This window comes from Erysipelatoclostridium sp. An173 (genome assembly GCF_963931465.1).
GTDB lineage: Bacteria > Bacillota_I > Bacilli_A > Erysipelotrichales > Coprobacillaceae > Thomasclavelia > Thomasclavelia merdavium.
In genome coordinates, this window is sequence record NZ_OZ007017.1 from 1,028,944 (window position 1) to 1,044,456 (window position 15,513).

Genomic DNA, 15,513 nt, shown 5'->3' on the forward strand with positions numbered 1-15,513 from the left:
AAACATAAATCATGTATACTATAATTGTTAAATTAATAATTTGTAGAAGGACAGATTTATATGATATTAGATATAGAAAATATTACCAAAGATAGTATCTTTTTAGATAAAGTTAATAACCTTGCAAAAGAGGCTTTTCCACCTGAAGAATATTTAGAACCAGCAAAAATTATCGAGATGGCAAAAGCAGATAATTTTGATTTTTTAGCATTAAAGGATATAGATACTTTTGTTGGTTTTATGGTCGTTCTTACATATGAAGATTTAGCATATCTTTTCTTTTTAGCAATCGATTCATCTTGTCGTTCAAAAGGGTATAAAAGTCGTGCTATTAAAATTTTAAAAGAAAAATATCTATCAAAGAAACAAGTTGTTGATTTTGAAATGCTTGTTAATTTAGCTGATAATAGTATTCAAAGAGAAAAACGACGTAATTTTTATTTACATAATGAGTATAAAGAAACCGGACTTTTTCTATTATATCTTGGTGTAGATTATGAAGTGTTTTGTATGGATGATAATTTTGAACTAGAGGTTTTTAAAGCGATGATGAAGACAATTCAGGTTAAAGGTTTTAATCCTAAATATTTTATTAAATCTGATAAGTTTAATGTATAGAAAATTATAATAAGTATGTAATAAAATTATAAATACAGTTGGATTATTAAAGAAGAATTAACAAGTAATAGAGGTTGATTATTATAGTTATCATTTTACTTTTTATTTGTAATTCTTTTTTTATATATAAATATTGTATTTCTATATGATTATGATATACTGATGACTAGATTTAATGAGGTGATTTAATGAAGTATAAAGAGTTTAGAATGTTAATATTCTCAATTATTTTTTTTCTAGCGGTTAGTGGAGCATGTGTATATTTTGCTTTAGATAATAATCGAACAAAAGTTATTATTGGTATTATTTTAGCTTTTACACTATTAATAATTTTAACAACTAAATATAATATGAAAATATTTAATGATTCAACATTGATTTATGAATTTAAAGGAATAGGTATTTTACCTGCATTAATTGAGTATAAAGATATTAAGGATGTTACTTTGCTTGGAAAGCATAAATTGAAAATCAAACATCGTGGACAGTCAACGCTTTATATTTTAAATGCTGAGGCATTTTATGAAGAATTGATGGAAAATATTAACGAATATAAAAAAGGCGCTATTTAAGAAAGATAGCGCCTTATTAAATTAATAAATTCCTTGAGAAATCATTGCAGCAACAACTTTTTCGAATCCAGCGATATTAGCACCTTTTACTAAATCATATCCTAATCCATATTTTTCAGCAGCTGCTTTTGAGTTATCATGAATATTTTTCATGATTTCTTTTAATTTAGCATCAACTTCTTCTGCAGTCCAGCTATAACGCATTGAGTTTTGAGCCATTTCTAATGCAGATACAGCAACTCCACCAGCGTTAGCAGCTTTTGCAGGTCCTAAAGTTCCACCGTTATTAATGAAGTATTCCATTGCTTCAGGAGTTGTAGGCATATTAGCACCTTCAATAATATATTTAACACCATTAGCAACTAATTGTTTAGCTTCTTCTAATCCAATTTCATTTTGAGTAGCACATGGGAATGCCATATCTACTTTTAATCCCCAAGGTTTTTCACCTGGATGGAATTCGCAACCGAATTTTTCAGCATAATCTTTTAATTTAACATCATTTGATTCACGAATTTTACATAAGAAATCAATTTTTTCATCAGTAGTAATACCTTCTGGATCATAAACATATCCATCACGTCCAGAAATAGAAACTACTTTAGCACCTAATTCACGAGCTTTTAAACAAACTCCCCAAGCAACGTTTCCATATCCAGAACAAGCAATAGTTTTTCCTTCATAACTATCGTTGAAATGTTTTAATACTTCATTTCCATAGTAACAAGCACCAAATCCAGTTGCTTCTGGTCTAATTAAACTTCCTCCATATGGTAATGGTTTACCAGTTAAAACACCATTTTCGAATGCTCCACGGATACGACGATATTGTCCATACATATAACCGATTTCACGAGCACCTGTTCCGATATCTCCTGCAGGCACGTCAACATCTGGACCAATATGACGATATAATTCAGTCATAAAGCTTTGGCAGAAACGCATAATTTCGTTATCTGATTTACCTTGTGGATCAAAATCAGAACCACCTTTACCACCACCGATTGGTAATGTAGTAAGTGAGTTTTTGAAAATTTGTTCAAATCCTAAGAATTTAATAATACCTAAGTTAACACTTGGATGTAATCTTAAACCACCTTTATATGGTCCAATAGCACTTGAGAATTGAACACGATATCCACGGTTAACTTGAACTTGTCCATTATCATCCATCCAAGGAACTTTAAACATAATAGTTCTTTCTGGTTCAACTAATCTTTCTAAAATAGCTTGTTTTTCATATTCAGGATGAGCTTCGATTACTGGTCGTAAGCTTTCTAATACTTCTTCTACAGCTTGGATAAATTCAGGCTGATCAGCATTTTTTGTTTTAACTTCATCTAAAACTCTTGTAATATAATCCATTAAAATTGTCCTCCTTTTTTATCTAATCAATATAATACTATTAATCTAATAATAAATAAACATTTTAAGAAAAATATATTATAGATAGAAAAAATTATTAACATTGATATTAAAATACCGCATTTTTCAAAATAATATGATTATATCGGGAAATTTTTAAATCACAAATTCAAAATGTTATTGTATTTTATAATTTTAATAAAAATTTCTTTTCATTTATAACTTAATATGATAATATTGTATACAATAAGAGGTGATAAAAAATGAAAGCGATAAAAAATTTACAACAATTACATCACCACCATTGGATTACCTAGGGTTATATCTTTTATGATACAACCCATTTTGTGCTAAATATTTTTTGGGTGTATCTAATGACAAAATGATTATAGCGAGTCATTAGTAAATGACTCGTTTTTTTGTAAATAAAGGGGGAAATAAAATGGAAGAGTTTAAATATTTAATACCAGAAGAAAGCATTGATGCGATTATTAGCAATGTTGGTAAGTTAAGAGAAATTGAAAATAATCTGCGTACTATCTTTGCTAAAAATAACTATCAAGAAGTATTGATGCCTTCTTTTGAATATGTTGATTTATATACAAAACTAGATTGTGGTTTTGATCAAGAAAAGATGTTTCAATATATTAATCATGAAGGAAAAAATGTGGCAATGCGCTGTGATTTTACTATTCCGTTAGCTCGTTTTTATTCAACAAATAACTTTAATAATGAAGTCGCTCGTTATTGTTATTTTGGCAAAGTGTATCGTAAAGAAATTATGCATAAAGGTCGCTCTAGTGAGTTTTTCCAAGGGGGCGTTGAGTTAATCAATAAACCAGGTATTGCTGGTGATAAAGAATGTTTGACGATGATTTTAGAGTCATTACCACATTTAGGATTAAATAATATATTACTAGAAATTGGTTCGGCTAAATTTTTTAATCGAATTTGTTATTTAGTGGGGGATAAAGCTGATAAATTAACTGAAATTTTAAAATATCGTAATATTAGTGCAATGAAACAGTTTGTAAGTGAAAATGATTTTTCGGATTCATTAAATCAATTATTATTAAAATTACCATTAGCTTTTGGGGATATAAACTTATTAAATAGTGCAATTTGTAATCTTAATGATCCAATATTATTAGAAGCTTTAAATAATTTAAAAGAATTATATGAGGTATTAGATTGTAATGATCAAATTATTTTTGATTTAGGAATGGTACCGGCAATGAAATATTATACTGGGTTGATGATTAAAGGTTACTGTGATAAAAGTGCCCAGCCGATTATTTCTGGTGGTCGTTATGATGATTTATTACCACGTTTTAATAAAAATGTTGGGGCAATTGGTTTTTGTTATCATATGAATCATATTTTAAAAGCATTGGATAAGGAGGGGGAATTCAATGATTAAGATTGCTATTACAAAAGGAAGAATTGAAAAGCAGGTTTGTAAGTTATTACAAGAAGCTAATTATGATATGGAGCCGGTATTTAATAAAGATCGCGAACTTTTAATTAAGACCAAAGATGGCATTGAAATGATTTTTGGTAAGGCTAATGATGTTGTAACATTTTTAGAGCATGGAATTGTTGATGTTGGTTTTGTAGGTAAAGATACTTTAGATGATAGTGATTTTGAAGATTACTATGAATTATTAGATTTAAAAATTGGTAAATGTTACTTTGCAGTTGCCGCCTATCCTGAATATCGAAATAGAAAATATGTCCGTAGAAAAAGAATTGCAAGTAAATATCCTAAAGTCGCTAAAAGTTATTTTGCTAAAAAACAAGAGGATGTTGAAATAATTAAACTAGAGGGTTCAGTAGAATTAGGACCAATCGTCGGAATTAGTGATGCGATAGTTGATATTGTGGAAACTGGATCAACTTTAAAGGCCAATGGATTAGAAGTAATTGAAAAAATTAGTGATATTTCGACTAGAATGATCGTAAATAAAGTAAGTTTAAAATTTAAAAAAGATGAAATTTTTGATTTAGTTAATAAGTTAGAAGCAGTAACGGGGGAAGAAAAATGTTAAAAGTAATTGAATACAACGGTAATTTAGAAGCAGTTGCTTTAAAACTTGATAATCGAAAAGAAAATATTAGTAAAGAAGTTAATGATGCGGTAATGAAAATTATTGATGATATTAATAAGCGGGGTAATGAAGCATTATATGAATATTGTTTAAAGTTTGATGGTTATCAAATAAAAGATGAAGCAGATTTAATTGTTAGTGAAGCAGAAAAAGAAATTGCTTTAAAGCAAGTAGATGCTAATTATTTACGAATTCTAGAAAGAACAAAAGAACAGATAATTGAATTTCATAAAAATCAAATTGATAAGTCATGGTCTTTATTTAAAGAAAATGGAGTAATAATGGGGCAAATGGTTCGTCCTATTGAACGAGTTGCTTTATATGTTCCAGGGGGAACTGCTTGTTATCCATCAACGGTATTAATGAATGCTTTACCAGCTAAACTAGCTGGAGTTAAAGATTTAGTAATAATTACACCGGTAAAAGAAGATGGTAAAGTAAATCCAATTATTATAGCAGCTGCAAAAGTTTGTGGCATTGATACGATTTATAAATTTGGAGGAGCTCAAGGTATCGCAGCTATTGCTCATGGCACTCAAACAATAAAAAAAGCTGATAAGATAGTTGGACCAGGAAATATTTATGTTGCTACTGCTAAAAAGTTAAGTTATGGCTTAGTAGATATTGATATGGTAGCTGGACCTAGTGAAGTTTTAGTAATTGCTGATGAAAATGCTAATAGCAAATATATTGCTGCTGACTTAATTAGTCAGGCTGAACATGATAAATTAGCTAGTGCGATGTTAGTAACAACAAGTAAAAGTTTAGTTGATCAAGTTAATCAAGAATTAAAACGTCAGATTGCTTATCTATCACGAAAAGAAATTATTGAAGAATCTTTGGCTAATTATGGTGGGGCGATAATTGTTGATAATATTGATCAGGCTTTTGAAGTTTCTAATTATTTAGCACCTGAACACTTAGAAGTATTAGTTGATAATCCAGTAAATTGTCTTCCTAAAATTAAAAATGCCGGTTCTATCTTTTTAGGTGAATATTCACCAGAACCATTAGGAGACTATATGAGTGGAACTAATCATGTTTTACCTACTGGAGGAACCGCTAAATTTTATTCAGCTTTAGGAGTATACGATTTTGTCAAATATTCATCATATAGTTATTATCCTAAGGATGTTTTAGCTACTTTTAAAGATGATGTTATGGCATTTGCGAAAAGTGAAGGGTTAGATGGACACGCTAATTCAATTGCAGTGCGTTTTGAGGAGGATTACGATGAGAACTAGTAAAATAGAACGTAAAACTTTAGAAACATCTATTTACGTTGACTTAAATCTTGATGGAACTGGAAAAAGTGATATTGATACTGGAATAGGTTTTTTCGACCATATGCTTACATTATTAGCTTTTCATAGTAATTTTGATTTAACGGTTAAGTGCGATGGTGATTTAAAAGTTGATTGCCATCATACTATCGAGGATCTAGGAATTGTTTTAGGAACTTGTTTAAAAGAAGCGTTGAATGATAAAAAAGGTATTAAACGCTATGGATCTTTTACAATTCCAATGGATGAAACATTAGTAACTACTAATTTAGATATTAGTGGTCGACCTTATTTAGTATTTAATGTTAACTTGACTTGTGAAAGAATTGGAACTTTTGAAACAGAGATGGCAGTTGAATTTTTTAGAGCATTTGCATTTAATTCTTTAATAACTTTGCACATTAATCAACATTACGGTACCAATAATCATCATATTGTTGAAGCGGTTTTTAAAAGCTTAGGTAGAGCTTTAAAAGAAGCTGTTAGTATCGATGAAGCTAATAAAGATAAAATAGTATCTTCAAAAGGCGTTTTATAGGAGGAAAAGACCATGGTTGTTATTATAGATTATAATATTGGTAATTTAAGTAGTGTTATTTCAGCATTAAAAAGAGTTGGCATTGATGCCATTCTTTCTCGTGATAAAAAAGTAATTGAAAAAGCTAAGGCTATTGTTTTACCAGGAGTTGGTACTTTTCCGGTGGCAATGAATAATTTAAAAAAATATGATTTAATAGACGTTTTAACAAAACAAAAAGAAGCTGGAATACCAATTTTAGGAATATGTTTAGGGATGCAAATTTTATTTGAAAAAGGTTATGAAGTCCAAGAAACACCAGGACTAGGCTTTTTAAAAGGTGAAGTAGTGTATATGGATATTGATGAAAAAGTTCCTCATATGGGATGGAATCAATTACACTTTAATCAAAAACATCCGATTTTAAAATATATTCATGAAAATGATGATGTTTATTTTGTTCATTCATTTATGGCTAAATGTCCTGATGAAGAGTTAGTTGCTTACAGCGATTATGGTAGTACCAATATTACTGCAATTGCTTCAAAAGATAATGTAATTGGATGTCAATTTCATCCAGAAAAAAGTGGAACAGTTGGTAAAAAAATACTCTTAGCGTTTAAGGAGATGATCGAATGTTAATTATTCCAGCAATAGATTTAAAAGATGGACAAGCTGTAAGATTATATAAAGGTGATTATAATCAAAAAACTGTCTACAGTAAAAATCCTGAAGAATTAGCAATAACTTTTGAAAAAATGGGAGCTAAGATCCTTCATGTTGTTGATTTAGATGGAGCAAAAGATGGAAAGTGTGTTAATTTAGAAGCAATCAAGAAAATAAAACAAGCAACTAAAATGGCTATTGAATTAGGCGGTGGAATCAGAAATATGGATACAGTGGATTTGTATCTAGAAGAGATTGGTATTGACCGCGTTATTTTAGGAACTGCAGCAATAAATGATCCTGATTTTTTAAAAATGGCATTAAAGAAATATGGTTCAAAGAAAATTGTTGTTGGCGTTGATGTCAAAGATGGATATGTATCAACTTCAGGCTGGTTAGAAACAAGTAATGTGCCTTATTTAGATTTTATTTTAGAATTAGAAAAAATAGGAATTGAATACATTGTAGTTACAGATATTAGTAAAGATGGTACTTTACAAGGTCCTAATTTTAAAATGTATGAAAAAATTAAAGCGGCAAGCTCAATTAATTTTGTGGTTTCTGGTGGGGTAAAAGACATTGATAATATTGAAGAAACAGCTAAAAATAATTATTATGCTTGTATTGTAGGAAAGGCATATTATGAAGGAAAAGTTGATCTAAAGGAGGCTATTGCATGCTTACAAAAAGAATAATTCCTTGTTTAGATATTAAAAATGGCAAGGTTGTAAAAGGAGTAAATTTTGTTGGATTAAAAGATGTTGGTGATCCAATTGAACTTGCTAAACGATACGACCAGCAATGTAGTGATGAAGTAGTATTTTTAGATATCACTGCTAGTTATGAACAGCGAGATATTATTAAAGATCTTATTGAACGTGGTGCTAAAGAACTTAGTATTCCACTTGCAGTAGGAGGCGGAATTAGAACTATTGATGATTTTAGGATGATTTTAGCTAGTGGGGCTGATAAAGTATCTGTTAATTCGGCGGCTATTGCTAATCCTGATTTAATTAAAGAAGCTGCTGATGAATTTGGGGTTCAATGTGTTGTCGTTGCTATTGATGCTAAAAAAAGAGCATCAGGAGGATATGATGTTTATGTTAAAGGTGGTCGTGAAAATACTGGAATTGATTTAATTGAATGGGTAAAAAAATGTCAGGAACTTGGAGCTGGTGAAATCTTATTAACTTCAATGGATGCTGATGGTACTAAAGCCGGATATGATATTGATATGATTAACGCTGTTTGTGATGTTGTTGATATCCCAGTTATCGCCAGTGGTGGTTGTGGCAGTATCCAGGATATTGTCGATGTTTTTAAAAAGACTAACTGCGATGCCGCTTTAGTTGCTTCGTTATTTCATTTCGGTGAAGCAACTGTTGAACAGGTTCGTCAAGAATTACGTAAAGAAGGAATTAATGTTAGGAGGGCAATTTAATGAAACCTGATTTTAAAAAGATGGAATTAATTCCAGCAATCGTACAAGATTATCAAACTAATCAAATACTAATGCTTGCCTATGTAAATGAGGAAGCTTATAATAAAATGCTTGAAACTAAGCAAACATATTTTTATTCACGTTCACGTAAACAATTGTGGCATAAAGGAGAAACATCAGGACATTTCCAAAATATAAAAGGAATGTATTTAGACTGTGATTTAGATACTTTATTGATTTTTGTTGAACAAATTGGGGTTGCTTGTCATACTGGGGCTTATTCATGTTTCTTTAATGAAGTATTGCCTTTTGATAATACTAATATTTTTAGAAGTTTAGAAAAATTAATTGCTAATCGTAAACAAAATCCAGTTGAAAAATCTTATACTAACTATTTATTGGATCAAGGTGTTGATAAAATATGTAAAAAAGTTGGCGAAGAGGCAAGTGAAACAATTATTGCTGCTAAAAACAATGATAAAGATGAATTGATTGGTGAAATAAGTGATTTGTTTTATCATGTCTTTGTTTTAATGAATAATCAAGGTGTTTCTTTGGATGATGTTGAAAATAAATTGAAAGAACGGCACAAAATTACTGGAAATAAAAAAGAATTTCATACTCGAGGAGAGTATTAAAAGTTTTATTAATTGAATAATTATCCTAAATAGCCAAATTAAAATGGCTATTTTTAATTATATGGAAATTTCGTGTCAATACTACTAGAGTTTGTGGTATAATAACTATTATGTTTTAGGAGGAATTATTATGGAATTATACAACAAAGAAAATTTAAAAGTATTAAAAGATAGCTTGTTAGATGATAGTTATTATATGCCAAAAGGATTATTCCAAAGTAATAAAAATCTTCGTTTAGAAACTAAACTAGCATATGTTGCTATTCTTGATACTTTATTAAAAAAGGCAAATTTTAATCAAGATGGAATTGCTATGTTAAAACGTGACAATCCAATGATTATGGCAACGTTGGAAAAACTTGCTAATAAAGATGTTGATAAAGATAAAATGGAAAAGTATTTTGATGAATTATGTGAAGCTAATTTAATAGAAATTAATAAACAAGATATTTTTGTATATCAAGTTGATTAGTGATGATAAACTATGATGATAAACTATTTAGCTAAAAAATTCATTAATAATTATCAAAATTATGATAATAATAAGGTAAGAGAACAGTATGGGACACTTTGTTCACTAGTTTCTATTGGTTGTAATATAATTCTGGTACTGTTTAAACTTACAATGGGTGGCATTACTAATAGTATTGCCATAATCGCAGATGGATTAAACAATCTATCTGATGTTGGTAGTAATTTAGCTTCACTATTTGGCTTTAAATTAGCAAATAAACATCCTGATGCCGAACATCCTTATGGTCATGGTCGTATTGAATATGTCGCTGGATTAATTATTGCTTTTTTAATTTTATTAGTTGGGTTTCAGTCTTTAAGAGATTCTGTTTTAAAGATTTTTAATCCTGAAAAAGTTGTTTTTACTTATATAGCGGCAATAATATTGGTTGTTTCAATTTTTATTAAATTATACATGGCACATTTTAATAAAATTGTAGCTGGTAAAATAAATTCAACAACTTTACAAGCAGCAAGCCAGGATAGTTTAAATGATTGTTTGACAACGGCAGCTTCTTTAATTGCACTTATTGCTTCAATTTATACTGATTTACCAATTGATGGTATTATTGGTTCACTTGTATCAATTATTGTTTTGAAATCAGGAATTGAGATTTTCAAAGATACTGTTAATCCATTATTAGGAATGGCTCCAGATAAAGAATTAGTAAAAGAGATTGCAGATTATATTTTATCTTATCCTGAAGTTTTAGGAATACATGATTTGATGATGCATGATTATGGACCAGGAAGAAGATTTTTAACTTTACATGTTGAAGTTAATTGCAATGATGATATTATGGCTGTTCATGATGCAATGGACATTATTGAACGAGCAATTCTAGATAAATATCATATTTTAACTACTATTCATATGGATCCAATCGATTCAAATGATGCGTTGACCAATGAATTAAAAGAAATGGTTGCAACGATAGTTAAAGATATTAATCAAGAATATAGTATTCACGATTTTAGAGTAGTAACTGGTCCAACACATACTAACTTAATTTTTGATGTTTTATTACCAATAGATGATCAAGTTGATCATAAATCACTAAAAAAAGAAATTGATCAAAAAATTAAGAATATTAATGAAAATTATTTTACAGTTATGCAAATAGAACATAGCTATATTTAAAAGAGCAGTTCATTTCGAACCGCTCTTTTTTATGCTCTGAAAACTACTTCTTCTTTTTCATACATCATTTTAGCACCAACCATTGCAATTATTACATAGGCAACTGACCAGGCAAAAGTGATATATAAATGAGTGTAATTTAATTGATTAAAGATAATTTCTTTGATAACAATTACTACATTTAAAATTGGAATATTCATCATCGCAGTAGAAACACTGCTTGGTTCTGTATACATTGTAATAACAGATAATAGTACCGGAATCAAAGTTACTGGTGTTAAATATGTATTAGCTTCTTTAATTGATCTAGCATAAGTTGAAACTAATAGCATAACTGCTGATATAAATAAAACGTATAAAATTGCTAATACTGCAATTAATAACATGCTTTGTATTGATATATTGATAGTTAATGGCATTGTTTCACTTAATCCAAATTTAAATGCCAACAATAATCCTACACCAGAGAAAATTGAGGTAATTGTTCCAAAAGTTGCCGTAACAATCAATTTTGCAATTAAAATTGAACTTCTAGAAACCCCAGTAGAAAGAAGTGGTTCTAATGTACCACGTTCTTTTTCACCAGCACCTAAATCAGTTGCAATAGGTGTAATTCCTGAACCTGAATAACCAATAATCATCATAGGAATTAACATTCCTAACATCATCAAAGACACACCATCACTTTCTTGATCTTTTGCATGTTCTTGATAATTGAAAGGCTGCAATAATGTACTTGATAAATTATTAGCTTCTAAATAACTAGCTAAGTAATTATTTTGATAATTACTAAAGATTGTTTGGACTGAGCTAATTGCTGTTAACGCTCGTTGTGATGTCGTATCATAGTATAAATCAATCGTTGGAATTTTATTTTCAAGTAATGCCTGATTGATACCATTAGCACTGATATAGGCTGTTATTTCACCCTCGTATGCAGCATTAATAGGGTCATCACTTTTTACTAGTTCATATATACCAGCATTTTCAAATAATTGGACGATTTGTGGTTCGTCACAGTCGAGTACAATTTTATAGCGATTATCTTCACTTGGTGCAGCCATATCTGATACTGATGAAAAGATAAAAGTAAATAATAAAGGCATAATTATGATCGGAATAACAAAAGTCATCAAAAGTGTTTTACGATCTCTTAAAATATCTTTAAATTCTTTTTTTACAATCGTCATTATATTATTCATAGTTATTTCCTCCAATGCATTCAATAAATAAATCTTCAAGAGTATCTTTTTGATAATCTTTTTTTAATTGTTCAATTGTTCCACTGGCAACAACCTTACCTTTATGAATAATAATAATACGATCACATAGTTTTTCTGTTTCGTACATATTGTGGCTAGAAAATACAATTGCTTTATTTTCTGACTTACATTTTAAAATAAAGTCGTGAATCAATTTACTAGATAGTACATCAAGACCGGTAGTTGGTTCATCAAAAAGCATTACATCAGGACGATGAACTATACTTCTAGCTAAAGAAACTTTTTGTTTCATACCACGACTATACTTACCAACAGGACGGTCAATATAATCGGTCATTTCTAAATCACTAGCTATTTGTTCAACTGCTTCTTTAGCTTCTTGATCACTCATTCCATTTAGTTTTGCAAAATAAGTCATGTTTTCACGTCCGGTTAGTCGATCATATAAAGCAACATCGCCACCGAATAAGATTCCAATATGGCCCCTGATTTTATCAGGATGATCAATAATGTTAAATTCATTAATACTTGCTGTTCCACTAGTTGGTTTTAACATTGTGGCAATCATCCTTAATGTTGTAGTTTTACCGGCACCGTTTTCTCCAAGTAAACCAACAATTTCGCCAGGGTTTACTTCAAAAGAAACGTTTTCTACGGCTGTAATTTTTTTAAATTTTTTGGTCAGATTTTCAACCTTCAACATAGAATCCCCCTCCATATAGTCTTTTGATAACATAATTATATAACTTTTTAATTTTATAAGCGATAAATTAAATCTTATAAGTTATCAAATTAAGAATATTTAAGATTTAATATTTTATTGATTTTCTTCAAATAGAAAAACTTCTTCAATTGTAAGATTAAAAAATTTGGCTATTTTATATGCTAACAAAAGAGATGCTGTATATTTGCCTACCTCAATTGAGGTAATAGTCTGTCGGGTTACCCCGACAGACCTAGCTAGTGCCTCTTGTGAAATATTTTGTTGTTTACGTAGTTCTTTAACTCTGTTTTTCAATATTATCACCTGCTTTGCAAAGCTCGCTTTACATTTTTAGTATAGTTTACTTTGCATTGAAAGTCAATAACCACAAATTATTTTGGATATTTAATCGTATTTTTTTCTAATTTATTTTCAATAATTGTTTTAATATCAAGATTTAATGAGTAAGCTAATTGAAAACAATAAATTAATACATCAGCTAATTCATCGCTGACATTATCAATATTTAAATTACTATCCCATTGAATACATTCAAGTAATTCACTAGCTTCAATAACTATACTTTTGATTAGACTATCAGGATAATCTAATTGATCCCAATTTCTCTCCTTAACAAATTTAATGATTTTATTTTCTAATTCTTCCATTTTATTTCCCTTCCTTTGTATTAATTATATCTATAATATATCAGGTTTCAATAAATCATAGCAAAAAAGTAGGAAATATTTTAAAAATCACTTGACTTTCATAGATGATTTAGCTAATATATTGCCAACGACGTTGAAAAGAAGAGTAGTTTATATTAGCTTGATAGAGAGTTCTTGGCTGGTGGAAAAGAATAAGCGAGGATAAATGAAGATGGTCTTGGAGTCTTATAGGCGATATTTAGTCTATAACGGGAGCGCCCGTTATTGCGCTAGAGTATGATGGTACTCGATGAGGTTATTATTGTAAGATAATAATAAATTAAGGTGGTAACACGGGTGATGCTCGTCCTTAGATAGGACGGGTTTTTTTATTTTTTAGGAGGGTAAAATGATTGAAATAAAAAATGTAAGTAAAACTTTTAATTTAAAAAACAAAAGTGTTCAAGCTGTTAATGATGTTTCATTGACGATTGATACAGGTGATATTTATGGCATTATTGGTTTTAGCGGGGCAGGGAAATCAACATTGTTAAGGATGATTAATCAATTAGAAGTACAAGATGAAGGTGAAATTTTAATTGATGGTCAAGATATAAAAAAACTTTCAAAACAAGAGTTAAGAAAATTACGAACTAAAATTGGAATGATTTTTCAGCATTTTAATTTACTATGGTCAAAGACTGTTAGTCAAAATATTGAATTGGCTTTACAAATAGCAGGGCATAAAAATAAATTGACACGACAACAAAAAGTTCAGGAATTAATATCTTTAGTTGGTTTAATTGGAAGAGAAAATGCTTATCCTAGTGAATTGTCAGGTGGTCAAAAACAACGTGTGGCAATAGCTAGAGCGTTAGCTAATGATCCTAAAGTGTTGTTATGTGATGAGGCAACAAGTGCTTTAGATCCACAAACGACAAGTGCGATTTTGGATTTATTATTAAAAATAAATCGAGAGTTAAATATTACGATTATAATGATCAGTCATCAAATGGAAGTTGTACAAAAGATTTGTAATCAAATTGCTATTATGGCTGATGGCAGAGTAATTGAACAAGGTTTGGTAGAAGATATTTTTAGAAATCCTAAACATGAGATTACTAAAAGTTTTATATATAAAAGTAATGGTGATTTTGATGAAAAAATGTTAAAAGAAATTTACTCGAAGGGACAATTGATTAAAGTAACATTTAATGATCAGGTTAGTCGTTTACCTATTTTGACTAAAGTAATTCGAAACTGTGATGCTGATTTGAATGTTATTGAAGCTAATTTAAGCAATACTCTTTCTAGTTCTTTTGGGGTGATGGTTCTTGAAGTAATCGGTGATTATAAAGAAGTAGTAGATTTATTTATTCAATATAAAGCACAGGTGGAGGTAATATAATGCAAGCTTTTTTAGAAAATATTGATTTTAATCAAATGTTCGAAGCATTAATGGAAACATTATTTATGACTGGGGTTTCATTAATTGTTGCAGTTATTATTGGTTTGATTTTAGGAATTTTAATTTATTTGACTCAGGATGATGGTTTATATCCACATTTATTTGTTAATAAAGTTTTAAATGGGATAGTTAATATATTACGAGCAATACCATTTATTATTTTATTAATTTTATTGATTCCTTTTACAAAAGCAATAGTTGGGACAATGTTAGGAGCCAAAGCAGCTTTACCATCATTAATTTTATCTAGTGCACCATTTTATGGAAGAATGGTTATGATTGCTTTAAATGAAGTTGATAAAGGGACTATTGAAGCTAGTAAAGCAATGGGAGCTACTAATTTACAAATTGTTATGAAAATTTTAATTCCAGAAGCTAAACCCGCATTGATTTCTTCAATTTCAGTGATGGGAATTTCACTAGTTGGTTATACAGCGATGGCTGGAGCAATTGGTGCAGGCGGGCTTGGTAATTTAGCTTATTTATATGGTTTTGTAAGACAAAATAATTATGTAACATACATGGCCACGGCATTAATTTTGATTATTGTTTTTATTATTCAATTTGCTGGTGATTATGTGGTTAGAAAAATAGATAGAAGATAGGAGAA

The 15,513-nt window shown here is 29.5% G+C and carries 19 protein-coding genes and 1 other annotated feature; of the genes, 14 read left to right on the top strand and 5 right to left on the bottom strand.

All coding sequences use genetic code 11. From position 1 onward, the window contains the following. Positions 1-60: 60 nt before the first annotated feature. Entirely contained in the window at positions 61-618 is a 558-nt protein-coding gene (locus ABGT36_RS05285; protein ID WP_346677111.1) for a GNAT family N-acetyltransferase, read from the top strand. Positions 619-806: 188 nt separating this feature from the next. Then, positions 807-1,190: a hypothetical protein gene (locus ABGT36_RS05290; RefSeq protein WP_296882598.1), complete on the top strand. Its 384-nt coding sequence runs from the start codon at positions 807-809 to the stop codon at positions 1,188-1,190. Between the two features lie 21 nt (positions 1,191-1,211). On the opposite strand, the gene gdhA is transcribed toward ABGT36_RS05290, so the two are convergent. After that, the gene (gene gdhA, locus ABGT36_RS05295; protein ID WP_087302752.1) at positions 1,212-2,555 is read right to left on the bottom strand and encodes an NADP-specific glutamate dehydrogenase; all 1,344 of its coding nucleotides are present in this window, start codon (positions 2,553-2,555) and stop codon (positions 1,212-1,214) included. Between the two features lie 442 nt (positions 2,556-2,997). Between gdhA and ABGT36_RS05300 the strand changes: the two genes are divergently transcribed. The 10 genes from ABGT36_RS05300 to ABGT36_RS05345 all read left to right on the top strand — a co-directional run bounded on the left by ABGT36_RS05300 (position 2,998) and on the right by ABGT36_RS05345 (position 10,862). Then, a complete protein-coding gene (locus tag ABGT36_RS05300) occupies positions 2,998-3,975 on the top strand; it encodes an ATP phosphoribosyltransferase regulatory subunit (protein WP_239404241.1) in 978 nt (325 codons plus the stop codon). Continuing rightward, positions 3,968-4,603, top strand: a complete 636-nt coding sequence (gene hisG, locus ABGT36_RS05305) for an ATP phosphoribosyltransferase (protein ID WP_087302748.1) — start codon at positions 3,968-3,970, stop codon at positions 4,601-4,603. The genes ABGT36_RS05300 and hisG overlap by 8 nt, the downstream gene beginning before the upstream one ends. Next, positions 4,597-5,907 carry a histidinol dehydrogenase gene (gene hisD / locus ABGT36_RS05310; RefSeq protein ID WP_087302746.1) on the top strand — a complete coding sequence of 437 codons (1,311 nt, stop codon included), beginning with the start codon at positions 4,597-4,599 and terminating at the stop codon, positions 5,905-5,907. The genes hisG and hisD overlap by 7 nt, the downstream gene beginning before the upstream one ends. Continuing rightward, entirely contained in the window at positions 5,897-6,484 is a 588-nt protein-coding gene (hisB, locus tag ABGT36_RS05315; RefSeq protein ID WP_087302744.1) for an imidazoleglycerol-phosphate dehydratase HisB, read from the top strand. Before hisD ends, hisB begins: the two co-directional genes overlap by 11 nt. A 12-nt stretch (positions 6,485-6,496) precedes the next feature. After that, positions 6,497-7,105 (top strand): imidazole glycerol phosphate synthase subunit HisH, encoded by a 609-nt coding sequence (gene hisH, locus ABGT36_RS05320; RefSeq protein WP_296882422.1) that lies wholly within the window; start codon positions 6,497-6,499, stop codon positions 7,103-7,105. Then, entirely contained in the window at positions 7,099-7,824 is a 726-nt protein-coding gene (hisA, locus tag ABGT36_RS05325; protein WP_087302740.1) for a 1-(5-phosphoribosyl)-5-[(5-phosphoribosylamino)methylideneamino]imidazole-4-carboxamide isomerase, read from the top strand. Before hisH ends, hisA begins: the two co-directional genes overlap by 7 nt. After that, a complete protein-coding gene (gene hisF, locus ABGT36_RS05330; protein ID WP_087302738.1) occupies positions 7,806-8,570 on the top strand; it encodes an imidazole glycerol phosphate synthase subunit HisF in 765 nt (254 codons plus the stop codon). Before hisA ends, hisF begins: the two co-directional genes overlap by 19 nt. Continuing rightward, positions 8,570-9,208 carry a bifunctional phosphoribosyl-AMP cyclohydrolase/phosphoribosyl-ATP diphosphatase HisIE gene (hisIE, locus tag ABGT36_RS05335; protein ID WP_087371867.1) on the top strand — a complete coding sequence of 213 codons (639 nt, stop codon included), beginning with the start codon at positions 8,570-8,572 and terminating at the stop codon, positions 9,206-9,208. Before hisF ends, hisIE begins: the two co-directional genes overlap by 1 nt. 130 nt (positions 9,209-9,338) lie before the next feature. Beyond that, entirely contained in the window at positions 9,339-9,680 is a 342-nt protein-coding gene (locus ABGT36_RS05340) for a hypothetical protein (protein ID WP_087302734.1), read from the top strand. 12 nt (positions 9,681-9,692) lie between these two features. Then, positions 9,693-10,862, top strand: coding sequence for a cation diffusion facilitator family transporter (locus ABGT36_RS05345; protein ID WP_346677116.1), 1,170 nt, complete (start codon positions 9,693-9,695; stop codon positions 10,860-10,862). 29 nt (positions 10,863-10,891) lie between these two features. On the opposite strand, the gene ABGT36_RS05350 is transcribed toward ABGT36_RS05345, so the two are convergent. The 4 genes from ABGT36_RS05350 to ABGT36_RS05365 all read right to left on the bottom strand — a co-directional run bounded on the left by ABGT36_RS05350 (position 10,892) and on the right by ABGT36_RS05365 (position 13,456). After that, positions 10,892-12,064: an ABC transporter permease gene (locus ABGT36_RS05350; protein ID WP_087302730.1), complete on the bottom strand. Its 1,173-nt coding sequence runs from the start codon at positions 12,062-12,064 to the stop codon at positions 10,892-10,894. Further along, on the bottom strand, positions 12,057-12,788 hold the full coding sequence (locus ABGT36_RS05355; RefSeq protein WP_296882429.1) for an ATP-binding cassette domain-containing protein: 732 nt from the start codon (positions 12,786-12,788) through the stop codon (positions 12,057-12,059). The genes ABGT36_RS05350 and ABGT36_RS05355 overlap by 8 nt, the downstream gene beginning before the upstream one ends. 114 nt (positions 12,789-12,902) lie before the next feature. Then, positions 12,903-13,103: a helix-turn-helix transcriptional regulator gene (locus ABGT36_RS05360; RefSeq protein ID WP_087302726.1), complete on the bottom strand. Its 201-nt coding sequence runs from the start codon at positions 13,101-13,103 to the stop codon at positions 12,903-12,905. Positions 13,104-13,180: 77 nt separating this feature from the next. Continuing rightward, positions 13,181-13,456 carry a nucleotide pyrophosphohydrolase gene (locus ABGT36_RS05365; RefSeq protein ID WP_346677120.1) on the bottom strand — a complete coding sequence of 92 codons (276 nt, stop codon included), beginning with the start codon at positions 13,454-13,456 and terminating at the stop codon, positions 13,181-13,183. 124 nt (positions 13,457-13,580) lie between these two features. Continuing rightward, positions 13,581-13,810: a binding site (T-box leader), on the top strand. 34 nt (positions 13,811-13,844) lie between these two features. Here ABGT36_RS05365 and ABGT36_RS05370 point away from each other — a divergent pair. Further along, a complete protein-coding gene (locus ABGT36_RS05370; protein WP_087302722.1) occupies positions 13,845-14,843 on the top strand; it encodes a methionine ABC transporter ATP-binding protein in 999 nt (332 codons plus the stop codon). Beyond that, a complete protein-coding gene (locus ABGT36_RS05375; RefSeq protein ID WP_346677122.1) occupies positions 14,843-15,508 on the top strand; it encodes a methionine ABC transporter permease in 666 nt (221 codons plus the stop codon). The genes ABGT36_RS05370 and ABGT36_RS05375 overlap by 1 nt, the downstream gene beginning before the upstream one ends. Positions 15,509-15,513 lie beyond the last annotated feature (5 nt).